Source organism: Hydrotalea sp. (assembly GCF_049968455.1).
Lineage (GTDB): Bacteria > Bacteroidota > Bacteroidia > Chitinophagales > Chitinophagaceae > Hydrotalea.
In genome coordinates, this window is the sequence record NZ_JBMFQT010000006.1 from 32637 (window position 1) to 56429 (window position 23793).

The 23793-nt window shown below is 37.2% G+C and carries 23 protein-coding genes; 13 read left to right on the plus strand and 10 right to left on the minus strand.

Translation table 11 applies throughout. The features are described 5' to 3' along the window. Positions 1-415 (minus strand): Gfo/Idh/MocA family protein (locus ACP5P5_RS05765; RefSeq protein WP_428285153.1); only part of this gene is annotated, 415 nt, incomplete at its 3' end. A gap of 33 nt (positions 416-448) precedes the next feature. Continuing rightward, positions 449-1576 carry a redoxin family protein gene (locus ACP5P5_RS05770; protein WP_428285154.1) on the minus strand — a complete coding sequence of 376 codons (1128 nt, stop codon included), beginning with the start codon at positions 1574-1576 and terminating at the stop codon, positions 449-451. Positions 1577-1778: 202 nt separating this feature from the next. Between ACP5P5_RS05770 and mgrA the strand changes: the two genes are divergently transcribed. Both mgrA and ACP5P5_RS05780 read left to right on the plus strand, forming a co-directional pair. Beyond that, positions 1779-2777, plus strand: a complete 999-nt coding sequence (mgrA, locus tag ACP5P5_RS05775) for an L-glyceraldehyde 3-phosphate reductase (protein ID WP_428285155.1) — start codon at positions 1779-1781, stop codon at positions 2775-2777. Positions 2778-2794: 17 nt separating this feature from the next. Beyond that, a complete protein-coding gene (locus ACP5P5_RS05780; protein ID WP_428285156.1) occupies positions 2795-4003 on the plus strand; it encodes a glycoside hydrolase family 27 protein in 1209 nt (402 codons plus the stop codon). Positions 4004-4017: 14 nt separating this feature from the next. Here ACP5P5_RS05780 and ACP5P5_RS05785 read toward each other — a convergent pair whose 3' ends face one another. The 4 genes from ACP5P5_RS05785 to ACP5P5_RS05800 all read right to left on the minus strand — a co-directional run bounded on the left by ACP5P5_RS05785 (position 4018) and on the right by ACP5P5_RS05800 (position 9029). Beyond that, positions 4018-6405, minus strand: a complete 2388-nt coding sequence (locus ACP5P5_RS05785; RefSeq protein ID WP_428285157.1) for a plasma-membrane proton-efflux P-type ATPase — start codon at positions 6403-6405, stop codon at positions 4018-4020. 16 nt (positions 6406-6421) lie between these two features. Then, positions 6422-6877, minus strand: coding sequence for a universal stress protein (locus tag ACP5P5_RS05790; RefSeq protein ID WP_428285158.1), 456 nt, complete (start codon positions 6875-6877; stop codon positions 6422-6424). A 130-nt stretch (positions 6878-7007) separates the two neighbouring features. Next, entirely contained in the window at positions 7008-7919 is a 912-nt protein-coding gene (locus ACP5P5_RS05795; protein ID WP_428285159.1) for a diacylglycerol/lipid kinase family protein, read from the minus strand. A 60-nt stretch (positions 7920-7979) separates the two neighbouring features. Next, positions 7980-9029: a 3-oxoacyl-ACP synthase III family protein gene (locus ACP5P5_RS05800; protein WP_428285160.1), complete on the minus strand. Its 1050-nt coding sequence runs from the start codon at positions 9027-9029 to the stop codon at positions 7980-7982. 260 nt (positions 9030-9289) lie between these two features. Here ACP5P5_RS05800 and ACP5P5_RS05805 point away from each other — a divergent pair, with 260 nt between their 5' ends. Beyond that, the gene (locus ACP5P5_RS05805) at positions 9290-10279 is read left to right on the plus strand and encodes an aspartate-semialdehyde dehydrogenase (protein WP_428285161.1); all 990 of its coding nucleotides are present in this window, start codon (positions 9290-9292) and stop codon (positions 10277-10279) included. Between the two features lie 82 nt (positions 10280-10361). After that, a complete protein-coding gene (locus tag ACP5P5_RS05810; protein ID WP_428285162.1) occupies positions 10362-11864 on the plus strand; it encodes an NAD(P)H-hydrate dehydratase in 1503 nt (500 codons plus the stop codon). Here ACP5P5_RS05810 and ACP5P5_RS05815 read toward each other — a convergent pair. The 3 genes from ACP5P5_RS05815 to ligA all read right to left on the minus strand — a co-directional run bounded on the left by ACP5P5_RS05815 (position 11861) and on the right by ligA (position 15319). Continuing rightward, entirely contained in the window at positions 11861-12508 is a 648-nt protein-coding gene (locus tag ACP5P5_RS05815) for a DUF2461 domain-containing protein (protein ID WP_428285163.1), read from the minus strand. The genes ACP5P5_RS05810 and ACP5P5_RS05815 overlap by 4 nt on opposite strands. Positions 12509-12613: 105 nt before the next feature. Beyond that, positions 12614-13192 (minus strand): HNH endonuclease, encoded by a 579-nt coding sequence (locus ACP5P5_RS05820; RefSeq protein ID WP_428285164.1) that lies wholly within the window; start codon positions 13190-13192, stop codon positions 12614-12616. Positions 13193-13204: 12 nt separating this feature from the next. Next, positions 13205-15319 carry an NAD-dependent DNA ligase LigA gene (ligA, locus tag ACP5P5_RS05825; RefSeq protein ID WP_428285165.1) on the minus strand — a complete coding sequence of 705 codons (2115 nt, stop codon included), beginning with the start codon at positions 15317-15319 and terminating at the stop codon, positions 13205-13207. Between the two features lie 149 nt (positions 15320-15468). On the opposite strand from ligA, the gene ACP5P5_RS05830 reads away from it, so the two are divergent. The 8 genes from ACP5P5_RS05830 (at position 15469) to ACP5P5_RS05865 (ending at position 22739) form a co-directional block, all read left to right on the plus strand. Further along, a complete protein-coding gene (locus tag ACP5P5_RS05830; RefSeq protein WP_428285166.1) occupies positions 15469-16212 on the plus strand; it encodes an NUDIX hydrolase in 744 nt (247 codons plus the stop codon). 300 nt (positions 16213-16512) lie between these two features. After that, on the plus strand, positions 16513-16956 hold the full coding sequence (gene rplM / locus ACP5P5_RS05835) for a 50S ribosomal protein L13 (protein WP_428285167.1): 444 nt from the start codon (positions 16513-16515) through the stop codon (positions 16954-16956). Between the two features lie 30 nt (positions 16957-16986). Continuing rightward, positions 16987-17376: a 30S ribosomal protein S9 gene (gene rpsI, locus ACP5P5_RS05840; RefSeq protein ID WP_428285168.1), complete on the plus strand. Its 390-nt coding sequence runs from the start codon at positions 16987-16989 to the stop codon at positions 17374-17376. Between the two features lie 51 nt (positions 17377-17427). Then, the gene (gene rpsB, locus ACP5P5_RS05845) at positions 17428-18309 is read left to right on the plus strand and encodes a 30S ribosomal protein S2 (RefSeq protein WP_428285169.1); all 882 of its coding nucleotides are present in this window, start codon (positions 17428-17430) and stop codon (positions 18307-18309) included. Between the two features lie 195 nt (positions 18310-18504). After that, positions 18505-19344, plus strand: coding sequence for a translation elongation factor Ts (gene tsf / locus ACP5P5_RS05850; RefSeq protein WP_428285170.1), 840 nt, complete (start codon positions 18505-18507; stop codon positions 19342-19344). 136 nt (positions 19345-19480) lie between these two features. Next, positions 19481-20197, plus strand: a complete 717-nt coding sequence (gene pyrH / locus ACP5P5_RS05855) for a UMP kinase (RefSeq protein ID WP_111294816.1) — start codon at positions 19481-19483, stop codon at positions 20195-20197. 63 nt (positions 20198-20260) lie between these two features. Beyond that, positions 20261-21565, plus strand: a complete 1305-nt coding sequence (locus ACP5P5_RS05860; protein ID WP_428285171.1) for a TolC family protein — start codon at positions 20261-20263, stop codon at positions 21563-21565. Between the two features lie 31 nt (positions 21566-21596). Then, positions 21597-22739, plus strand: a complete 1143-nt coding sequence (locus ACP5P5_RS05865) for a methionine aminotransferase (RefSeq protein ID WP_428285172.1) — start codon at positions 21597-21599, stop codon at positions 22737-22739. 80 nt (positions 22740-22819) lie between these two features. Here ACP5P5_RS05865 and ACP5P5_RS05870 read toward each other — a convergent pair whose 3' ends face one another. Next, complete coding sequence (locus ACP5P5_RS05870; RefSeq protein ID WP_428285173.1) at positions 22820-23011, minus strand: hypothetical protein; 192 nt, start codon at positions 23009-23011, stop codon at positions 22820-22822. On the opposite strand from ACP5P5_RS05870, the gene ACP5P5_RS05875 reads away from it, so the two are divergent. Next, a complete protein-coding gene (locus tag ACP5P5_RS05875) occupies positions 23001-23786 on the plus strand; it encodes a fatty acid desaturase (protein WP_428285174.1) in 786 nt (261 codons plus the stop codon). The two genes, ACP5P5_RS05870 and ACP5P5_RS05875, sit on opposite strands and share 11 nt — an antisense overlap. Positions 23787-23793 lie beyond the last annotated feature (7 nt).

Sequence of the window (23793 nt, forward strand, 5' to 3'; positions counted from 1 at the left end):
TAATTTGCATTAATTGTTGGTAGTGCGGCAAAAACTTAGTCCATAAAGCTTCCATTAAAAACACTTTTTGCTGCTTTGCCAATGCAATCATGGCTTTGGCCTGTTTAGTATTGATTGCAAATGGTTTTTCACACAATACCGCTTTACCATGTTGTAAACATAACATTGTATGTTCAAAATGAAAGCTATGCGGAGTAGCAACATATATTACATCAATAGCTGCATCATTTACTAAATCTAAATAACTGCCATAAGCTTTATCAGCATTGAAGTTTTTCGCAAAACTTTCAGCAGATGACAAAGAACGAGCAGCTACTGCACTCAGTTGAGCATCTTTTACCAATTTTAAATCAGAAGCAAATTTTACGGCAATTTTTCCACAACCTAAGATGCCCCATTTTATTATTTTTCCCATTCTATTTTTTTTAACTACAAAAAGTTTATTGGTTTAATAGTATCGCCCAATATATGCATTATCAACAATTATTTTTTTTAATGCCGCAGGATCAATGGCACCTTCATGTGCATATACAATTTTACCACCCGGCTCAACAAGTATAGTGTAAGGCAAAGCACCTTGCCATTTTGGGTCAATGGCATTTATTAAAGCATATTTATCATCTGTATTGAGTATATAATTTTTGGATGAAGCTTGTTGCGATTTTAAAAAGTCCAATGCTTTAGCTTGTTTGGAAGGATCATCGGCACTTATGGAAACAAACTCAAAATCGCGCCCTCGGAACATTCTATTCATAGTAATGAATTCGGGGAACTCAGTTACACAAGGTCCGCACCAGGTTGCCCAAACATTAATTAACCGTAATTTATTAGAGGTGTTTTTTAATAGGGCTTTAATAGAATCAATAGGAACGGCGCTTAAACTTACCGGTTCCGCAGCCCATTGTTGTTGAGCCAAAGTAATCCAGTTACTTTTTTCAGCCCATTTTATGGAACAGCCGAACACTTTTGTTGTACTAACGGTAACGGGTTTGCCGGCAAGCATTTCATCAATAGCATTAGCTGCATCGGTATGTTTTGGCGTTTTCCCGGGCTTTTCTGTATCATCTACGCGCCCTGAATACCGCAGTTTCCTTTCTGCATCAAAAATAAATACATGAGGCGTAGCTATCGGACCATATTTTTTTGAAACTTCTTGATTATCGCCATCATACAAATAAGGGAAGTTGAAATGCTTTTCCGCAGCCCTAATTTTCATTTCATCAAATGAATCACTTAAATCTGTATAACCCAATTCATCTAACCGAATTGATTTTGGATCGTTGGGCATAATAGCAACAACGGCCACGCCTTTGTCTTTATATCGATTCGTTAATGCTATAATTTTATCCTCATAAGCTTGTGCAGTGGGACAATGATTACAGGTAAATACTATCACTAATATTTTTGCATTTTTAAAAGATGATAATGAATACCATTTACCATCGGTAGCAGGCAGTTTAAAATCCGGTGCCGGTGCACCAATCGGTAAAGTAGGATGTTCTGAAAAGGTATTCCGATTTGCTATTGTTACATTGGTTTGTAAAATAACAAAGAGCAGAATCAGCATTTTTTTCATTGTCAAGCAATTTAGGAATTCACATTGCAGAAAAGGTACTGACAAAACCCTGAATCACAAAAAACTAAGTGTATTGGTGTAAACAATTTGATGTAGGTCAATAATTAGTTTCTTTTCTTAGTGAATAAATACAGAATCTTACCTTTAGGTTTTACCGGTTGAACATTTTTCACACATCAGTTTTAAAATAAAAACAATACGTATGTCTTACTTGCCTAATGAAAATCGTTACCAACAAATGGAATATCGCAGGTGCGGTAAAAGTGGATTATTATTGCCTGCCTTATCATTAGGCCTATGGCATAATTTCGGTGACATTGATCCTTTATCAAATGCACAAAGTATTTTACGTTTAGCATTCGACAATGGTATTACCCATTTCGACTTAGCTAATAATTATGGTCCTCCTCCTGGGGCTGCCGAAAGTAATTTCGGAAAAATATTCAAGACTGATTTTTTACCTTATCGCGACGAATTAATTATAAGTACCAAAGCCGGCTGGAAAATGTGGGAAGGCCCTTATGGTGATTATGGCTCAAAGAAATATTTAATGGCCAGCTTAGATCAAAGTTTAAAAAGAATGGGTTTGGACTATGTAGATATTTTTTATCATCATCGGCCCGACCCCAATACTCCTTTAGAAGAAACAATGGCTGCCTTACATTTAATGGTACAACAAGGCAAAGCCCTATACGTTGGCATTTCCAGCTATCCGCCCGAAACAACACAAAAAGCTGTTGATATACTTGCGAAAATGGGTACACACTGTTTAATTCACCAACCAAAATATTCTATGCTTGACCGTTGGGTTGAAGATGGATTATTACAAACACTGGAACAAAATGGAGTTGGCTGTATTGCATTTTCACCCTTGGCACAGGGATTATTAACCAACAAATATTTAAATGGCATTCCTGAAAACAGCAGAGCAGCCAGTCATAGAGGCAATGGTGCCATTGAAGAAAATACCATTACACCTGAATTAATAAAAAAGATTAATGCTTTAAATAATGTTGCACAACAAAGAAACCAAAGCTTGGCACAAATGGCTTTAGCATGGATTTTAAAAGACCCAAGAATTACTTCTGTAATAGTTGGCATTAGTAAACCGGAGCAATTAACGGATTCATTAAAGGCATTAAAGCATTATAGCTTTAGCAATGAAGAGTTGAAGCAAATAGAAGCAATACTTGCAGAATAATATTTAAAAGAATTATTATGAAAAAATACCTACTCTTTTTGGGATTAATCTCTTGTTTGCAAGCTTATACTCAAAAAATGCAAGGGCTGGCACTAACACCGCCAATGGGTTGGAATAGTTGGAACACTTTTGCAACCAACATAAATGAGCAACTGGTAAAAGATATTGCAGACATAATGGTGAGTAGTGGCATGAAAGATGCAGGCTATGAGTACTTAGTGCTGGATGATGGTTGGATGGCCATGGAACGTGATAAGGATGGGAATTTAGTTGCCGACCCCAAAAAATTTCCACATGGTATTAAAGCCTTAGCAGATTATGTACATGCCAAAGGTTTAAAATTTGGCTTATACAATTGTGCAGGTACTAAAACCTGTGCGGGTTACCCCGGCACCAGAGGGTATGAATATCAAGATGCTCGTTATTATGCAGCTCACGGAGTAGATTATTTGAAATTTGATTGGTGTAATACGGAAGGTATTAATGCTAAAGAGGCTTACACTACCATGAGCAAGGCTTTGGCAGCTACCGGCAGCCCCATTGTTTTTAGTTTGTGTGAATGGGGACAAAACAAACCCTGGGAATGGGCAAGCAATGTTGGCCATTTATGGCGAACTACCGGTGACATATCCAATGTTTTTGCAGGTACTAAAAACATGGGCACCTGGCAAGCCTTAGGTGTTTTAAAAATTATTGATTTACAAAAAGGACTTCGTGCATATGCAGGACCCGGACATTGGAATGATCCTGATATGTTAGAAGTGGGCAATGGTTTAACGGATGCGGAAAATCGTGCTCATTTTTCAATGTGGTGCATATTGGCTGCACCTTTAATGGCGGGTAATGATTTAAGAAAGATGACGGTAGCCACTAAAAATGTGTTAATCAATAAAAATGTAATTGCTGTTGACCAAGATCCTTTAGGTATTGAAGGTTTTGCATATACAGAAAAAGACAGTGTTGAAACCTGGTTAAAACCTTTGCAAAATGGTGACTGGGCTGTTTGTTTTTTGAATAGAAGCAATAAACCGGTAAAATTTAGTATGGATTGGAAACAACACCCCATTGTTGATACATTATCAAAAGCTACGCTAAACGCTGTAACCAATATTTATAATATTAAAAATTTATGGACCAACACTACAGAAGGGAATACCAATAAGCCATATAGCAACACGGTTGGTGGGCATGATGTGATAATGCTTAGATTACAAAAAAGCAACTAAAATTTTTTATTTCATTACTGCTGTTTCTTGGCAAAGTAATTCAGCAAAATAACTTTAACTGAATCGTTAATTACTAAGTTGCAAAATAAAAAGAAAGCCAGTGTACATGCAGCAGGAACAATGGGCAAAGCAGCAAATCCGGTAAAGCCAATAGGCAATAAAATTAATACCAAAACAATATCAGCAATAATTACCCATAGTAAGGTTTTACTGATGGGTTCTTTATAAAATCGCCCATTAGTGCGCACTGTTATTACTGAACATATGCCTGAATAAAAAAGTGTAGCAAAACCTAGAGAATGAGCAAGCTCCGCATTACTGATTTTAAATTGATGAGAAGCCCATAAAAACCAAAACAAGCATTCCGCAAAAAGTAAAATACCTAATACAAAGCCTTTCATTACCATTGGCTTTATATTCCAATTAGCCGGTTGTTTACTCCATTGCACTTTGTCGGTTGCCAATGCCAAAACCACAAAATCAATTAAAAACAACATCAATACCATATCAATGGGGCCGACAACAAATTTTTTTGTTAGCAAATAAGCAATGCATACAAACAAAATGGTTTGTAAAGTTTTAGCAATTTTATTAACGGTGTAGTTTGCAATTCGGGTATGTGTTATTCTTCCTACTCTTAATAAATCAACAATTTGTTTCAATCCGTTTTGTAACAAAATAATACTGGCAGCTTGTTTAGCCACATCGGTAGCAGAACTTACAGCAATTCCAACCTCAGCTTGTTTTAAAGCAGGTGCATCATTCACACCATCACCCGTCATTCCCGTTATTTGTTTTTGCTGTTGCAAGCTTTTTACAATATTGTATTTATCCTCCGGCAAAACTTCCGCAAAACCATCATATTGAGCAATAACGGAACCGGATTGCTGCAACATAACCCTAACCTCATTAATGGCAACAATATTTTTACCTACGCCCGCCTGTAAGGCAATTTCCTTAGCAACCGGAAGGGCATCCCCGGTTAGCATTTTTACTGTTACACCTAATTGTTTAATGGCAGCCAACATTTCGGCCGAGTCGGGACGAGGAGGATCATATAAAGCAGCAATACCTACTAATTCAGTTGTATTGTTTTTTTTAATGGCCACTGCAATGGTTTTAAAACCTTTTGTAGCCCAGGCATCAACAGTTTTATCTAATATATGCTCAGGATGAGTACATAATTCTTGTATAGTTAAATAAGCTCCTTTCAGTATAACAAAGGTTTCATTATAATGCTGAATGGTTGCTTCTGTTCTTTTATTGGCCGCAGAAAAGGGCACAAAAGATTGTTGTTGATAATCCGATAAACTTATGCCTTCTTTACTCAACCGATTAAAAAAAGCATCATCAATGGCATCATTATTCGCTTTAACCGAAGCTAAAGTGCCATATAGTAGAACATCCTTATCAGTAAAATTGGGTATAGGTTTAATATCTTGTAGAGATAATTTGTTTTCAGTAATAGTTCCGGTTTTATCAATACACAAAGTAGTTAACGTTGCGGCATCTTCAGTAGCGCTTAATCGGCTAACCAATAAACCTTTTTCAGATAATTCTTGCGAAGCCTTGGCCATACTAATGGTAAACATAGCCGGTAAACCAATAGGTACTGCCGACACTAACAATATTAGTATTAATGGCAAAGTAGCTATAAACGATTCACCACCCAATAATGCATTTACCACAGTTATACCCAATACAACTACCACAATTGAAAATAAAATTTGCACTACTTTCCCAACCACTTCTTCCATGTGCATTTTATGTTTGGCCGACATGATTAAACCTTCTGTTTTCCCAAACAGCGTATTCGTTGCAGTAGCAATAACCAAAGCAGTACACTCACCATTTTTAACAATGGACCCTGCATAAATAGTTTCATTTTCTTTTGCGTCAATTAAAGCAGATTCACCGGTTAACGCAGATTTGTCAACCTGTAAGTGTCCATTTATCACCAACATATCCGCTACTAAAAAATCACCGGTACGAATGCGGAGTATATCGCCGGGAACAATAGCCTTTGAGGGTAAACTCACCCAATAGCCATTACGCAAAACCCTAACCGTTACAGTAAGCTTTGCTTTTAACGATTCTACCGTTTTTGCAGCACGCATTTCCTGCCAAAAACCAACAATCCCATTAAAAAGCAGTAACCCTGCAATTAACCACCCATCAAAATTTCGATGTAATAAAAATGAAACAATAACTGTAGCTTCAAGCATCCAGGCAGTTAAACCCCAAAAATGTTTTAAAAAAAGTAGATAGGCTGGTGTTTTCTTTTCTTTCACTTCATTCCATCCATACTTTTGCTGCAAGCCGTTTACCTGTTCGTTAGTAAGGCCTGATTGTATGTTGGTGCCGAAATGTTGTAGTTGTTCTTGCAGGGTTATTTCAGCCATATATATCTATTTTAAATTATTTACTGCTGGGAACAATATATAATGGCTTTTTGGTTTGCCTTAAAATTTTTGCCGTAACGTTACCTAGTAACAAAGTATCAATTGCGCTTAAACTATGCGAGCCTAAAACTATTACATCGGCATTATACTCATCTGCATAATCTAAAATAGCAGAGGCAGTATCGCCTTCTAATACCATTGTTTTAATATTATTATTGCCTAAGTGTTTTGCTGCAGCAGTTAAAAAATGTTCAGCTTGTTTTTTTAACTCTTCTACCATTTCAATATTATTCACAGTGTTAAAACCACCAAATCCCATAATGGGTGAATAATCAACTGCATAATAACTGGCATCTGCAACAACATGCACTAAGCACAATTCTGCATTCATAGATTGGGCCAACTCATTAGCTTTCTCGGCAATTTGCTCAGCAGAAGGATTGTAATCAAGAGCAACTAATACTTTTTTCATATTGATTTTATTATAAGTGAATAAATGAATTACTTAATCACACTGTTTTAAAAGTGTAGAGTAATAAAATGGTAAGATAAAAAAAATCAACAAAGCAGTTACATTTTTTATGCAAAAAAATGCATAAAAATTAATTTAATCTATTTGGTTGAATCAATGAAAAAGCACTTGGAATAGTATTCACAAAAATCGAGTCGCTTGTTTCTATTGGCTCTCCATCAATGTGCAAAGGAGCATGCTTTAAATTGTGAATGGTAATAGAAGCAGTTTGAAAATAAATAACATTTTTATGTGTAATTTCATTTACCAGTTCTTGCAATTTATTATTTCCTTTAATTTGTTTTAATAGTGCAAAAGGTATTTTTGCTTTATTCATTTTTTGAATAATTACAATATCTAACAGCCCGTCATTTAAACTGGCAGCAGGGGCTATGGTTAAATTATTACCGAATTGGTTACTATTGGCAATGGTTATGGCAAAAGCATCCGTGAAAAAAGAAAAGTCATTCAATACAACTTCAAACTGAAAAGGCTGTGCTTTAAAAAAGTTGATTAAACTTTCTTTGGTATAAGTAAATAAACCACGTTTGGAATTCATGGCAAACCGATGTGCCACTTCAGCATCGAAGCCTAACCCACTTAACATGCAAGAGTAATGTTGATTCATGGTAAATGCATCAACCGGCATGGGCTTTCCTTCAAAAATTACGGACAATGCAGCCTTAGTTTTTTTTGGAATATTTGCCGCAAAGGCTAACCCGTTACCTGAACCTGATGGTATAATACCAAAATTTACTTTGCAATGGCGCAAAGCACGAGTAACTTGGTTAACAGTACCATCTCCACCCGATATTACTACATCCGTAAAATCTTCCTGTTCAATTTTATCTTTAACTACATCATAGTTTGCAATGGGTGAAGTAGGCAAAATTTCGAATGCAATTTTCCTAGCATTCGTTTCTTTTTCAATCAAGTGTATTATTCCATCTTTTTTTGAAGTACCTGAAATTGGATTTATTAAGTATAAGATTTTACGTGACATGCTTTCAAGTATTACATGGGATTTAACAAAGAGAAATTACAAGGCATCCATTATAATGAATTACCATTTTAACAAAGCACTAGCCCAAGTAAAACCACTACCAAAAGCAGCCAAGCAAACTAAATTACCTTTTTGTATTTTACCATGCTCCCATGCTTCACAAAGGGCTATGGGTATTGAGGCAGCTGTAGTATTTCCATAGTATTGAATATTGTTAAATACCTTTTCGTCTGTTAAGCCCAACTGTTGTTGCACAAATTGTGCAATACGCAAATTAGCCTGATGAGGAATTAACATGTCAATATCAGCAGGTTTATAGTTATTAGCTTGCAAGGCTTCCTTGATAACTTCAGGAAATTTTACTACTGCCTTTTTAAATACAGCCGGACCATCCATATAAGGAAAATTTTGTGCATTGTCAATCATGGCATGGCTCATAAACATTTTACCAATGGGGGCTTCATCAAAAGTTGCATAGTTTTGAGTACCCCAATGATTAGCATGTGTGCCTGGATTATACATAGCCAGTATTTCGGCCGATTCACCATCACTATGCAGGTGCGTACTTAAAATTCCCCGGTTGTTTTCTTCAGTAGGTTGCAACACAACGGCACCGGCTCCATCACCAAAAATTACACTCACATTACGTCCACGAGTGCTAAAATCTAATCCAAAACTATGTTTTTCCGAACCCACTACTAATACATTTTTATACATTCCTGTTTTTATAAATTGATCGGCAACACTTAACGCATATACAAACCCACTACATTGATTGCGCACATCTAATGCACCAATTTCTTTCATTTTTAAGCCACGTTGCAATAATACCCCGCATCCGGGAAAATAATAATCGGGCGAGAGAGTGGCAAAAACAATAAAATCAATATCCTGTGGGGTTAAGCCAGCACGCTCAATAGCAATTTTAGCGGCTTCAACACCCATTGTTGTGGTAGTTTCTTTGGTACGATGGGCAAATCTTCTTTCTTTAATTCCCGTTCTTTCCTGAATCCAGGCATCACTGGTATCCATGTATTGTAACAAATCGCTATTCGTTACTACTTGTTCTGGTACATACATTCCAATACCGGCAATTGCAGATCGTATCATAATTTTCAATTTAAAAGTGAAGGTACATGAAAATAATTTTGGCAAAATGAATTTTGGCTCTAATTTCGCAACCGCAATGAATACAAATATCTATACCAAACGTACCAAAAAACCTGTTTAACGGGAAGGTACTTTTTTGTGTATAGACAACATAAATAAAAAACCTTCCCATTGTTGGAAGGTTTTTTTATGCTTCATTGTAAAATGTACACAACCAATTAGAGCAAGCAAACATTATTCTATCACCAAAAAAACAAAAAATGAAAGTAGCCGTAGTTGGAGCTACCGGTTTAGTGGGCTCAAAAATGTTACAGGTATTGGAAGAAAGAAACTTCCCCGTTAGTGAATTAATTCCCGTTGCTTCGGAAAAATCCGTTGGCAAACAGGTAATGTTTAAAGGAAACCCTTATGCTGTTGTTGGCATGGAAGCAGTAATTGCTGCAAAACCTGCCGTGGCATTGTTTTCTGCCGGAGGCAGCACCTCATTGGAGTGGGCACCCAAATTTGCAGCAGCAGGTATTAAAGTAATTGATAATTCAAGTGCTTGGCGAATGGACCCTACCAAAAAATTGGTAGTGCCAGAAGTAAATGCCGCTGTATTAACTAAAGATGATTTTATTATTGCGAACCCCAATTGCTCAACCATTCAAATGGTAGTAGCATTGCAACCATTACATAAAGCCTTCACTATTAAACGAATTGTAGTAAGCACTTATCAAAGTGTTACGGGTACCGGCAAAAAAGCTGTTGACCAATTAATGAATGAACGCAAAGGCGTACAGGGCGAAATGGCATATAAATATCCTATTGATTTGAATGTAATTCCTCAAATAGATGTGTTTTTAGAAAATGGCTACACGAAAGAAGAAATGAAAATGGTGAATGAAACCAAAAAAATTATGCAGGACGATAATATTCGTGTTACAGCTACAACTGTAAGAATTCCTGTAATTGGCGGCCATAGTGAAAGTGTGAATATTGAATTTGAAAAAGAATTTGAACTGCCCAATATTATTAATTTATTGAACAACGCACCGGGTATTGTAGTTCAACAAGATGATGCAGCACAATTGTATCCCATGCCATTGTGGGCACATGAAAAAGACGAGGTTTTTGTGGGTCGTATTCGTCGCGATGAAACACAACCCAAAACATTAAATATGTGGGTAGTAAGCGATAATTTACGCAAAGGTGCTGCAACTAATGCAGTACAAATTGCAGAATACTTATTGGCGAATCATTTGTTGTAGCGCTTTTTTTAGTGCTTGTTTTTTACACCTTCTCAAAAATAGAAATTTGCGAGAAGGTGTTTTTTTATAATAACTTTATTGCATGAAATTATTATCTGCCGCGCAATTACAAGAGTGGGATGCTTATACCATTGCCAATACGCCCATTGCTTCTATTGACTTAATGGAAATAGCAGCGAAAGCTTGTACACAATGGATATTGAAACAACCTTTTTTAAAGCAACCTATTTATATTTTTTGTGGCAAAGGCAACAATGGTGGTGATGGTTTAGCTATTGCAAGACTATTGCATGAAGCAGGCTTTACACCCAAAGTTTTCATTGCAGAATTTGGAAAACCGGGTACCGATAATTTTCAAGAAAATTTGCATCGATTACATGTTTTGGGAATACCCATTCAATATATTTCATCGGAAAATTTATTACCACCTATACCTGATGAATCTATTGTAATTGATGCCTTATTGGGAGTAGGCTTAAACAAACCCCTTTCAGGCTTATATGCTTTAATTGCAGCACATATTAATACAGTCAACGCTATAGTAATAGCTATTGATGTACCCACCGGTATGTATATTGACCAACATACTGAAAGTACCAATATTGTAAAAGCCAACTATACCCTTACTATTCAATGCGCCAAACTTTGTTTTTTAATTCCTGAAAATGCAGCTTTTTTTGGCCAGGTGCAAATATTAGACATTGGATTACATCCGGCTTACTTAAGCACCATAGATACAAACTTACAACTAACCGAACTGGAAGATATTCAGCAATGCATACACACTAGAGATACCTTTTCTCATAAAGGGCAATTTGGTCATGCACTAATTATTGCCGGTAGTGAAGAAAAAATGGGCGCAGCTATCATGGCAACGGGTGCGGCATTACGTAGTGGGACCGGTTTAGTAACTGCACAAATACCCCAATCAGGAGCAACTGCATTAAACATCTGTTATCCGGAGGCCATGCTATTACTACGCAGTAATATAATTGACAATCTTAATCATTACACCGCTATTGGAATTGGACCAGGCTTGGGAGTAAATGATGCTTCACAGCAAATATTGTTCAATTTAATATCACATTTTAAACAACCCATGGTTATAGATGCGGATGCACTTTCTATATTGGCTGAAAATACAGAGTGGTTGGGACTTTTACCTAATGAAAGTATTTTAACACCGCATCCCAAAGAATTTGATCGGGTTTTTGGAAAATGTGCGAATGATTTTGAGCGCCTGCATAAGGCTTTAGCACTAACGCAACAATATCCGTTAACCATTGTGTTAAAAGGTCACCATACATTAATAGCCCATCAAGGAAAAGGCTTTTTTAATACTACCGGCAATGCGGGATTGGCAAAAGGTGGTTCCGGCGATGTATTAACGGGAATTATTACTGCTTTGCTGGCACAAAAATATGAGCCATGCATTGCAGCACGCTTGGGCGTTTACTTGCACGGTACTGCGGCTGATTTGGCTTTAGAGACAGAAGCAGAAGAAAGTTTAATTGCCACACAGGTGATAGCCTATTTAGGTAAAGCGTGGAACTATGTAAAACCTTCTGTTGCGTTTATACATTAACCCTCTATGGCTCTGTTCATAAAATGCACAAATGGCTGTAATGCTTTAAACGCATCAATTACATTTTTAACTAAGTTGGGTTCGGTTAAGGATGCATCGGATAAAGGTTGTGCAGCTACCCAGCTTTTCATTTTTAAATAAGCAATAGCCGGATTATTTTTATCATACCCTTTGGGTTCACGTTGCAAAACCATTTCCGGTTCTCGGCTAAAATCGTCGTAATATTTTTGAAACGATTTATGTTTTAGCATTAATTGCCATTCATCCCAACAATAGTCAATTTCCTGTCGCACTTTTTGTACGAGCACTTTATCGGGCATCCAAAGACCACCGCCTACAAAACTTTTACCCGGTTCTAAATGAAAATAGTAGCCCGCCAATACTGATTTTTTTCCGCCTTTTGAAAATGCAGCACCCATATTGATTTTATAAGGGCTTTTGTCTGCACTAAACCTAACATCACGGTTTTGGCGAAACACACAATCTTTGGGTTGTAAGGGAAGCAAGTCGGCTTCATACTTTGCAAAACCTGTAAGTATCTGTTGGGTAAATTGCAAAAAATCGGCACGAGCAGCTTCATAGGCCTGCCTATTTGCTTGCATCCATTCACGGTTATTGTGCTTGGCAAGAATCTTTAAAAACAAAAGTGTTGATTTATTAAGCATAGTGCAATAAAAAAGTTAACGAAGCACAGCAATGGTGTTCCGCTAACGCAGATTTTATAATTATAAATAAACTAAATACTGTTGTTACACTTTAACATGACCCCAGTTTTCACCACGTTTTATACGGGTAATAGCCATTTCACTAACGCCATACTTTTCAGCCATTTGCTTATAAGTAAGTTTACGTTTTGGATTAGCCAACATTTTTTTAATGTCTTTTACCTGTGCTAATGTCAACTTCAATCCTTTTTTCAACTCGGCAGTACGCTGCTGAATTTTTTTACGAGCTGCTTTTACACGTGGATTGTTTTTGTTGTGTTCAATTACATCTTCTTGTGAAGCCCATTTTAAATTCTCGGCCCTATTATCTTTTTTGTTGTGATTGAGATGGATAATAAATTTTTCATTGGCCTTAGGCTTTTTCAAAAACAATTCTGCAACGGCTCGGTGTAACAGAAAATGTGTGTAGCTATCTTTTACTTTCAGGCGAATGATACGATATCCTTCAATCGCTGAACCTTTAAGCAGGGTGCCATCTTTTTTAAAATTTTCAGTAAAAGAGGCAATTCTTCCCATGTTGCTTACCATATACTTTTTTTGAAGGGCATTCGAATTTGGGAAATCAAATTGACGCCACTTTTCGTTGGGTAGGTGTTCAAACATAGTTAAGGTTGTTTATTGTTGCAATAAAGATAGAAATTCATTTTCATCAATTATCTTAATTGTATTAATCTTTTTTGCTTTTTCCAGTTTTGAACCGGCATCTTCGCCCACAACCAGGTAATTTAACTTACTGCTTACACTGCCAACTATAATGCCACCCCGTTGCTCAACCATACTTTCTGCATCTGAACGCTTGAATTTTGTAAGTGTTCCGGTAAACAAAAAAGTTTGCCCTTGCAAATTACCGTTATGGGTTTGTGTACGCTTTTCATTATTAAACTGCAACCCATAACCGTTTAATTCATTCAGCATAGCCAAATTTTGGGCATTGCTAAAAAAATGCTGAATACTTCCTGCTACTTTAACGCCAATATCTTCCAATTGTTGTAATTGTTCGTTACTCATTTTGGCCAACTCAAGTAAATGAGTAACCGCATTAGCTAAGGTTTTAGCAGTGGTTTCACCTACAAACCGAATGCCCAGAGCATAAATTAGCCGATGCAAAGGCTGTTTTTTGGAAGCTTCAATGGCATTTTGCAAATTTTCAACCGATTTTTTCCCAAACCCGTCTAACTGCGCAATTTTTGCAAAATCTAACCGATAAATGCCCGGAATATCTTTCAATAAACCCAACTCATAAAACCTTCTTATGTTGGCTTCGCCTAGGCTTTTAATATCCATTGCATCCTTACTCACAAAGTGAATAATACGCTCTAATACTTGGGCTTTACATTCAATATTTACACAACGCCATACAGCTTCCCCTTCTTCTTTAAACAGGGGGCTATGGCATACCGGACAATGCTTTGGAAAATGAATTGCTTTTTCATGTCCGGTTCGTAATTCGGGTATTGATTTTACAATTTGTGGAATTACATCGCCGGCTCGTTCAATTAAAACGGTATCGCCTATTTTCAAATCTTTTTCCTTAATGTAATCTTCATTGTGAATAGATATACTAGATACCGTTACCCCGCCAATTGCCACCGGATTCAGCTTGGCAACAGGCGTAACCGCCCCTGTACGACCTACCTGAAATTCAACCGACTGTAAAACGGTAGTAGCCTGACGTGCTTTAAATTTGTAGGCAATGGCCCACCGTGGGTGATGACTGGTCATTCCCAACGTTTCTTGCAATGCCAAATTGTTTACCTTTATTACCATGCCATCTATTTCATAAGGCAGCTCATCACGCAAATGCTCAAAAGCCTCTACTTGTTGCACTACTGCATCAATTCCTTTAACCAATTTCCTTTCTTTTACTGGCGAATGCAAACCACATTCCCATAGCAACTGCAGCATGCCTGCATGTGTGTTTAATAATTTAGATGCTGTGCCACTTACCTGGGGCAATTTGGTATAAAAACTAACATGGTATAAAAAAGCTTGCAAATTTCTTTTGGCTACTTCCTTTGGATCTTTCATGCGTAAACTTCCTGCCGCCGCATTTCGAGGGTTAGCCATGGGCGATATGCCCTGCTCGGCTAATTTTTCATTATATAAGGCAAATGATTGCTTCGTCATAATAACTTCCCCCCTAATTTCTATCAGTTGTATACCATATGTAGAAAATGGTGCAGTTAATGGAATAGCATGTATTTGCTTAATATTAGTGGTAATATCTTCTCCTTCCACTCCATCACCACGGGTAAGTGCACGTACCAAAATATCATTTTCATATACCAATGAAATGCCCGCCCCATCAAATTTGGGTTCTAGGGTATACTCAATGTCAGGCTGATGGGCAATTTCCTGAACTCTTCTATCCCAATCTAACAAATCGGCTTTATTATAGCTGTTTTCTAAACTAAGCATGGGCACCAAATGGGGTACCGTTACAAAATTCTGATTCAGGCTATTTCCCACTCTTTGGGTTGGCGAAACCGAAGAAATTAAATTAGGATGTGCTTTTTCTGTACGCTCTAAAAGTTTATATAAACGATCAAATTCAAAATCACTAATCAATGGGTTATCAACTACATAGTATTGATATTCATGAAAACGCAACACATTGCGCAAGCTTTCAATATCGGCGGCAGCCAACTCTATAGCATTGGGCAAAGCTTCAACTTGCATCCATTTTCTAGTTAACGCATTTAATGCATGAACATTTTCGGCAGTGTACATTGTTTTTGGAATTAGCCTCAAAAATACTTGCTTACCCATAAATACACGTTTTTGTGCTTATGTAAAATTTACACGTCGTTTAAAAGTATTACCTTTAACGCCGCATTATTTTCTTCTGAATTAGAAGATGAACTTAATACTTGCCAACAATGAAACCCAAAAGTGTTCTAACCGAACCAACTGTGCAGCGCCCATTAATTACTGATGTAAAAGCCCTAGTTAATTCATACCCTCGAGTACCCATTACGGTTGACTGTGTAATTTTTGGCTTTGACGGAGAAGAATTAAAAGTATTGCTGATAAGAAGTGACCTTGAAATGTATAAAGGCAAATGGTCGCTTTTAGGCGATTTTGCAGAAGACAATGAAGAGTTAGATGATGCCGCTTACAGGGTTTTAAAAACCCGAACCGGCATGACCAATGTTTATCTTGACCAAGTACGTACCTTTAGTAAACCCAGCCGCCACCCGGGGGGCAGAGTTCTTACAGTGGCTTACTGCTCGTTATTGAATATTCAACACCACGAGTTAAAAACTTTAGACAATGAATTGCACTGGCATAGCGTAAATTCAATCAAAGAAATGGCATTCGACCATAAAGAAATTTTAGATACCTGCCACCAATGGTTACAAAAACGCATTCAAGAACATCCCTTAGGATTTAATTTATTACCCGAAAAATTCTCCCTACGCGAACTGCAAAATTTATATGAAGCCATTTTAGGCGTACAATTAGACCGCCGCAACTTCCGCAAAAAATTTGCCACAATGGGTTTACTCATTGATATTGGTGAAATGGAGCAAGATGTACCACACCGCCCCGGCAAATTATACAAGTTCAACTTTCAGAAATATGAAAAAAACAAACGAAAGTGGATTGGAATTGACTTTTAAAATTTAACCCACTAATTCAAAACCACAATATTATCCTAATTTAGTAAAGTGCCTAAAGTTGCTATTAATGCCCTATTACCCTTAATCGGCCACTTAAAATGCCCGAAAAATGCCTGTTGAAAGGCATAAAGAAAAAATAGAGACAAAATTTTTATTGAAAATCAATTAGTTATAAACGCACGATAAAAAAAGAGCTCATAAAATTGCAAATCTCAAAGCATTCATGCTACCTTTGCCATCCCAAAAATTGGGCTATTCGCCGAAGGGATAGCTTCGGCATCATTAAAACAAATCATTATTATGAGTCATCTTCATTTCACTACCAAGCATGCAAACGCGGCTACCGTTAAGCACAACTGGTATGTTGTAGACGGTACTAATCAAACCGTAGGGCGCCTTGCTTCCAAAATTGCAGCCGTTTTAAGGGGCAAAAACAAAGCATATTATACTCCACACGTAGACTGTGGCGATTATGTGGTTGTTATTAATGCTGATAAATTAATATTTACCGGCAACAAAATGGATGAAAAATTGTACATCAACTTTTCCGGTTACCCTGGTGGTAAAAAAGAAGAAGCCGCAAAAGATTTATTAAGACGCAAACCTGAAGCGGTTTTAGAAAGAGCCGTTAAAGGTATGTTACCCAAAAATCGTTTAGGCCGTAAAATGTTCAATAAGTTGTTTGTATATGCAGGCAACGAACATCCGCATAGTGCACAACAACCTAAAGAATTAAAATTTTAAACTCATTTTTCAACCATCAATTCCAAATAAATGGAAAAACAAAAAAACGCAGTTGGACGCCGTAAAGAAGCCGTAACCCGTGTATTTATTAGTAAGGGTGAAGGTAAAATTACCGTGAACGATAAAGACTATAAAGAATACTTTCCGTTAGTTTACCTGCAAAACCAGGTAGAATCTCCTTTAAAAACTGCCGAAGTAACCAATAAATTTGACATTGTTATTAATGCACAAGGCGGTGGTTTAAAAGGCCAAGCCGAAGCTGCTAAGCTAGGTATTGCCCGTGCACTATTGGAAGTAAATCCCGAATTCAGACCTGCATTAAAAGCTGCCGGCTTATTAAAACGTGATCCTCGCAGTGTTGAACGTAAGAAATTCGGTCACAAAAAAGCTCGCAAAAGCTTCCAATTCAGTAAACGTTAATTGGTTTTGGATACAAAAAACTTTATCATTCAAACTATTTATACAAACACAATGGAAAATAATACTTCACTACAGCAGCAGTTGTTAGATGCCGGTGTACATTTTGGCCATTTAAAAAAGAAATGGAATCCTAAAATGTTGCCCTTCATCTATGCAGAAAAAAAAGGCATTCACATTATCGACCTTAATAAAACTGTTGACCATTTACAGGAAGCAGCCGCCGCTATGAAGCAAATTGCCAAAAACGGCAAAAAAATAATGTTCGTAGCTACTAAAAAGCAAGCTAAAGAAATTGTAGCCGAATGCGCCAAACGCGTTAACATGCCTTACGCTACTGAACGCTGGTTAGGTGGTATGCTTACCAACTTCAACACTGTTCGTAAAAGCGTTAAAAAAATGCAGAGCATTGAAAAAATGCTGAACGATGGTAGCGCTGAAAGTCTTACCAAAAAAGAACGCTTAACCCTTAGTCGCGATAAAGATAAAATGGAAAAAGTGTTAGGCGGTATTGCACAAATGAGCCGCTTACCCGCAGCCCTTTTCTTAGTTGACATTGGTGTTGAACACATTGGTTTAGCCGAAGCTAAACGCTTAGGCATTACCACTTTTGGCATGGTTGATACCAATTGCGATCCTAATAAAGTGGATTTCCCTATTCCTGCAAATGATGATGCTACAAAATCCATAGCCATTATTACCAATTACTTAACCGCAGCCATTGCTGAAGGATTAGCAGAACGCCAAGCAAGTAAAGAGGAAGAAGATACGCACGAAGAAGCCAACGAATTAGAAATCAAAGCTCGCAGACTGGAAGCCGAAGCACAAAGCGAAGCTGCCCGTGCACGTAAAGGAGGAGGCCGCAGTGGTGAAGCCGGTGGCGCCCCCAAACGCAGAGTACCCAATAGCCGCCGTCCCGCTGGTGGTGGTAGATAATAAATTGTAACAAAACCGGGTTCATTTGCCATTATTTTTATGAACCCGGCTGTTGCCACTTTATTCAACTTCCGTTGCGTCGCACACTGCAACTTCCTTTACATTCTTCAACATTTCATAACAAAACATTTAGCAATTGTTGAAATAGGTACAGGTAGTTTTGCAACAATTTTTAACCGAACAAAATTTATTACAATGAGTACTGTTACTATAACCGCAGCCGATATTAATAAACTACGCCAAGCAACCGGTGCCGGTATGATGGATTGCCGCAAGGCCCTTACCGAAACCAATGGCGATTTTGAAGCAGCTATTGACTGGTTACGCAAACAAGGCCAAAAAGTTGCCGCTAAACGCAGCGACCGCGAGGCAAAAGAAGGCGTAATTATTGCTAAAACCAATGCAGATAATACAACAGGTTTTATTGTTTGCATTAGCTGCGAAACCGACTTCGTTTCTAAAAATGCCGATTTCGTTGCCTTTGCTCAATCTATTGCCGATGCAGCAGTGGCTAACAACGTAAAAAGCATTGACGAATTAAATGAAGTTACCGTTAATGGTGCTAAAGTAGCCGACTTAATTAATGATAAACTGGCTGCTATTGGCGAAAAAATTGGCATTCAAAAGTTTGAAAGAGTTGAAGCTCCTTATGTTGCCTCATACATTCACGGAGCAAACCGTATGGGTGTTTTAGTAGGTTTAAACAAAGCTGCTGCAGAAGCCGGTAAAGATGTAGCCATGCAAATTGCCGCTATGAACCCCGTTGCTATTGATGCTAACTCTGTACCTGCCGATGTAGTTGAAAGAGAAAGAGCTATTGTTACCGAACAAATTTCGGCCGACCCTAAAATGGCCGGTAAACCCGCCGAAATGATTGCTAAAATTGCAGAGGGTAAATTAAACGCCTTCTTCAAAGAGCAAACATTATTGGCACAAGCTTTTGTAAAAGATGGTAGCAAAAGCGTTGGCGACTATTTAAAATCAGTTGATGCAGACTTAAAAGTAATTGCTTTTAAACGCGTTGCATTAGGATAAATATTTCCACCCATTTTAGTAAAAAAGGGAACTTTCAAAAAGGTTCCCTTTTTTCGTTTTGTAACTTCTACAAAAAATCAGGTTATTTGCATTGTAATAGTTGCACATAGCATTCATTTAATCAACAACCTTTTATATGCTGCCTAAGTACAAACGAATTCTGCTAAAATTATCTGGCGAAGCCCTTGTTGGCGATGTTAAAAACGGCGACCCCTTTGACCCAAAAATTATCGAACAATACGCCCAAGACATTAAATTGGTTACTAACCTGGGCGTTCAGGTAGCAATTGTTATTGGTGGCGGTAATATTTATCGGGGTATGAATGAGGCTGAAAGTGGTATTGAAAGGGCGCATGGAGATTATATGGGTATGTTAGCCACCGTTATTAATGCTATGGCCATGCAAGCCATGCTTGAAAAAATTGGTGTTTATACCCGTTTACAAAGTGCCATTAACATGGAACAAGTAGCTGAACCTTATATTCGTCGTAAAGCATTGCGACATTTAGAAAAGGGCAGAGTGGTAATATTTGGTGCAGGTACCGGCAATCCCTATTTCACTACTGATACTGCCGGTTCACTTAGGGCCATTGAAATGAAAGCCGATGTTATTCTAAAAGGTACTAGAGTTGATGGTATTTATAATGCCGATCCTGAAAAAGAACCAAATGCCAAACGCTTTGAAACCATTAGCTTCCAAGAATGTATTAACCAAAACTTGAAAGTAATGGACATGACAGCCTTTACACTTTGTATGGAAAATCAATTACCCATTATTGTTTTCGATATGAATAAACCCGGTAACCTTTTAAAAGTGGTAGAAGGCATGAATGTGGGAACATTGGTACAATAAGCCTCTCATCCGTTCATAAAATATATTTGATACAACCCTGCACCAACGCTAATTTCATGCATTATGAGAAAGTTTTTTTTATTGGCCTTGGGCTGTGGTGTATTACAGGTAATGGCTCAACACCCACTTTCAGTTTTAGATGCCGTAAACCTGGCTTTGAAACAGAATTACAATATTCAAATTGCCAAAAGCAATATTGATATTGCAAAAGTCAATAACAACATTGGTGTTGCAGGTGGTTTACCTACAGTTACGGGCACTGCCACCAATCAGGAAAGCATTGTAAATATTAATCAAAAAATTAACAGTGCAACCGGCGACAGAGATTTAACCCGAAATGGAGCCATTAGCAATAACCTTAATGCAGGTGTAGCCGGTTCCATACTACTATCCAACGGCTACCGAGTAATTGCCACCAAAAAACAATTAGAAGCTATTGAAGCACAAAGCGAATCATTCTTCAATTCGCAGGTGCAAAATACCATTGCTGCTGTAATGACGAAATATTTCGATGCCGTAAGACAAAATAGTTATTTAATCACACTTTCAAAAAGTATTGATGTTTCAAAAAAACAACTGGAAATTATTAATGCCAAACGTAGTGTAGGTTATGCCAATGATGCCGATTTATTTCAAGCTGAAATTGATTTACATAGCAAGGAGCAAGACTTCCAATCGCAAAAAATTGTAGTTGAACAAACCAAGGCCGATTTACTAAACCTACTAAGCCTTACTGCCGATTCAACCATCGTTCTTACCGACTCCATAGCCATCGAAAACAATATAAAATTCGATGATATTTTAACCCGATTACAACAAAACCCTGATATTATTGCTGCCTCACAACAAATTACCATTAATGAGTTGGCTGAAAAGCAAACAGCAGCATTACGCTACCCCTCATTGCGTTTAAATGGAGGCATTAACTATGGACGAAGTACCAGCAATGGTGGACAAATTTTGTTAAACCAACAGTATGGGCCTTATGTAGGTTTAAATTTGTCTGTACCAATTTATAATGGAAGTATCTTAAAAAGGCAACAACAAACAGCTGCCATTAACACCCAAATTTCTAAAACACAAAAAGAAGCCATTATTTTAAACTACCAAACCGATTTGGCCAAAACCTATCAAATGTATATTCATACATTAGACTTAATTGCTGCCCAATATGCCATTAATCATTTATCAGAGCAGTTAGTTAATTTAACCTTGCAACGATTTAGTTTATCCCAAGCCACTATTTTGGAAGTACGAGCAGCGCAACAAAGTTTTGAAGAAGCTGGTTATAAACTGGTGAATTTAAGTTATGCGGCCAAAGCTGCGGAAATAGAACTGAAACGAGTTGCCGGCACCATAGCACCTTAAGTTTATTAAATTACATTATTATTTTACTGCTATGCAAATTCAATCAAAATTACCTCAGGTAGGCACTACCATTTTTACTGTAATGAGTCAATTGGCCAATACACATAATGCCATAAATTTAGGGCAAGGCTTCCCCGATTTTATGATGGATGAAGCATTAGTGGAAGCAGTTAACCAGGCAATGAAAGATGGTTTTAACCAATATGCACATACCAATGGCATACCCGCATTACGGGAAGCCATTGCCGAAAAAGTTTACTATTTATATCATACTTATATAAATGCTGAAACTTCTATAACCATTACACCTGGTGGCACCTATGCCATTTATACAGCCCTTACCACTATCTTACAGCCGGGAGATGAAGTAATTGTTTTTGAACCTGCTTATGATAGCTATGTACCTAATATCATTTTAAATGGTGCTACTCCTGTATTTATTGCTTTAGAATATCCCAACTACGCCATTCCCTGGAATGAAGTAGCCAAGAAAATAAACAACAAAACCAAAGCAATTGTTATCAACTCGCCCCATAATCCTACCGGTGCCGTATTAACTGAAACGGATATTCAACAACTAAGCAATTTGGTAGCAAATACGCCCATAATCATTATTAGCGATGAAGTTTACGAGCATTTAATTTTCGATGGTATAATGCATCAAAGCATGTTGCGTTACCCCGATTTACTGGAAAGAAGTTTTGTAATTGCATCTTTTGGAAAAACTTACCATTGTACAGGCTGGAAATTAGGCTATTGTATTGCTGGCGAGGCATTGATGAAAGAATTTAGAAAAGTGCATCAGTTTAATTGCTTTAGTTGTGATACGCCGAAACAATACGCGTTGGCAAGTTATTTACAGGGAAAAAACAAATATGTTCAACTATGTATTGAAATCCAAAAAAAACGTGATTTATTTAGATCTCTCATGAAAGAAACCGGATTTGTTTATATTCCCTCTCATGGCAGTTATTTTGAATGCTACAGCTATTCTAAACTTTCTAATAAGTGTGATACTGCTTTTGCAAAAGAGTTGGTAGAAACAGTAGGTGTAGCCGCTATACCAGTATCGGCATTTTACCACAATAAAACCGATGAAAAAGTATTGCGATTTTGCTTTGCAAAAAAAGAAACCACACTGCAGGAGGCCGCCAAAAGATTAAAATACTTATAAAAGGAAAATATGTGTAGGAATTAACGGCAATTTTATGTTTTATCAACGCACTTTTCATACGTTTGTTTAATGCATACTTCCTACGAAAAGGAATTAATTCTATCCACCAAACCGTTTTCCAAAGAAATTCGTTGGAAAAGTTGGTATTTCACCCTTTCTACTACAATTTTATTAATTGCTAGTTTAGTTGCTTCTTTTCTACTGCCAGGTATAATAGTAAAATTATTTTTTAGCATACTAAGTGCCCTGCTGTTGTCACGAATGTTCATCATATTTCATGATTTTCAGCATCATACAATTTTAAATAAATCTTTTAGCGCCAATATTTTGTTTACCATCTTTGGTGCTTATATGATAACCCCTCCTAGCATTTGGAAACGCTCACATAATCATCATCACAATAATAATGCAAAGTTATACAGTGCCAGTATTGGCTCTTATCCCATTATGACTAAACAAAAGTTTTATGCTTCAAACAAAAAAGAACAAAAAATTTATTTAGCCATAAGGAACCCTCTTAATATGTTCTTCTCCTATTTTACAATGTTTATATTTGGTATGTGTGTTCGCTCATTTTTGAGTTCGAAGAAAAGACATTGGGATTCCGCAGTAGTGTTGCTTATTCATTTTAGCATTGCCATTTTTTTGTGGGTACACTTTGGTTGGCAAATTTGGTTTTTTGTATTTTTTCTACCTTTCTTTTTATCACACATGTTGGGGGCATATTTATTTTATGCACAACACAATTTCCCTGGGGCAAAGTATCGGCCCAATACTGAATGGAGTTATGCAGCAGCTGCATTGGAATCTTCAAGCTATATGAAAATGGGCAAATTATGGCAATGGTTTACTGCCAATATTGGCTATCATCATATTCACCACCTTAATTGTAAAATTCCTTTTTACCGCTTACCCGAGGCCATGCAACAAATACCGGCACTTCAAAAAGCCACAGTAACTACTTTACATCCAAAAGATATTATTGCCTGTCTGCGTTTAAAGGTTTGGGATCCGGAATTAAATGCAATGGTTTCACTTAAGATTTAATTATCAA

Bases quoted from the DNA above. Each gene is read 5' to 3' on its own strand.
- ACP5P5_RS05770 (WP_428285154.1), bottom strand. From the start codon at position 1,576: ATGAAAAAAATGCTGATTCTGCTCTTTGTTATTTTACAAACCAATGTA.
- mgrA (WP_428285155.1), top strand. From the start codon at position 1,779: ATGTCTTACTTGCCTAATGAAAATCGTTACCAACAAATGGAATATCGC.
- ACP5P5_RS05780 (WP_428285156.1), top strand. From the start codon at position 2,795: ATGAAAAAATACCTACTCTTTTTGGGATTAATCTCTTGTTTGCAAGCT.
- ACP5P5_RS05785 (WP_428285157.1), bottom strand. From the start codon at position 6,405: ATGGCTGAAATAACCCTGCAAGAACAACTACAACATTTCGGCACCAAC.
- ACP5P5_RS05790 (WP_428285158.1), bottom strand. From the start codon at position 6,877: ATGAAAAAAGTATTAGTTGCTCTTGATTACAATCCTTCTGCTGAGCAA.
- ACP5P5_RS05795 (WP_428285159.1), bottom strand. From the start codon at position 7,919: ATGTCACGTAAAATCTTATACTTAATAAATCCAATTTCAGGTACTTCA.
- ACP5P5_RS05800 (WP_428285160.1), bottom strand. From the start codon at position 9,029: ATGATACGATCTGCAATTGCCGGTATTGGAATGTATGTACCAGAACAA.
- ACP5P5_RS05805 (WP_428285161.1), top strand. From the start codon at position 9,290: ATGAAAGTAGCCGTAGTTGGAGCTACCGGTTTAGTGGGCTCAAAAATG.
- ACP5P5_RS05810 (WP_428285162.1), top strand. From the start codon at position 10,362: ATGAAATTATTATCTGCCGCGCAATTACAAGAGTGGGATGCTTATACC.
- ACP5P5_RS05820 (WP_428285164.1), bottom strand. From the start codon at position 13,192: ATGTTTGAACACCTACCCAACGAAAAGTGGCGTCAATTTGATTTCCCA.
- ligA (WP_428285165.1), bottom strand. From the start codon at position 15,319: ATGTACACTGCCGAAAATGTTCATGCATTAAATGCGTTAACTAGAAAA.
- ACP5P5_RS05830 (WP_428285166.1), top strand. From the start codon at position 15,469: ATGAAACCCAAAAGTGTTCTAACCGAACCAACTGTGCAGCGCCCATTA.
- rplM (WP_428285167.1), top strand. From the start codon at position 16,513: ATGAGTCATCTTCATTTCACTACCAAGCATGCAAACGCGGCTACCGTT.
- rpsI (WP_428285168.1), top strand. From the start codon at position 16,987: ATGGAAAAACAAAAAAACGCAGTTGGACGCCGTAAAGAAGCCGTAACC.
- rpsB (WP_428285169.1), top strand. From the start codon at position 17,428: ATGGAAAATAATACTTCACTACAGCAGCAGTTGTTAGATGCCGGTGTA.
- tsf (WP_428285170.1), top strand. From the start codon at position 18,505: ATGAGTACTGTTACTATAACCGCAGCCGATATTAATAAACTACGCCAA.
- pyrH (WP_111294816.1), top strand. From the start codon at position 19,481: ATGCTGCCTAAGTACAAACGAATTCTGCTAAAATTATCTGGCGAAGCC.
- ACP5P5_RS05860 (WP_428285171.1), top strand. From the start codon at position 20,261: ATGAGAAAGTTTTTTTTATTGGCCTTGGGCTGTGGTGTATTACAGGTA.
- ACP5P5_RS05865 (WP_428285172.1), top strand. From the start codon at position 21,597: ATGCAAATTCAATCAAAATTACCTCAGGTAGGCACTACCATTTTTACT.
- ACP5P5_RS05875 (WP_428285174.1), top strand. From the start codon at position 23,001: ATGTTCATCATATTTCATGATTTTCAGCATCATACAATTTTAAATAAA.
- ACP5P5_RS05870 (WP_428285173.1), bottom strand. From the start codon at position 23,011: ATGATGAACATTCGTGACAACAGCAGGGCACTTAGTATGCTAAAAAAT.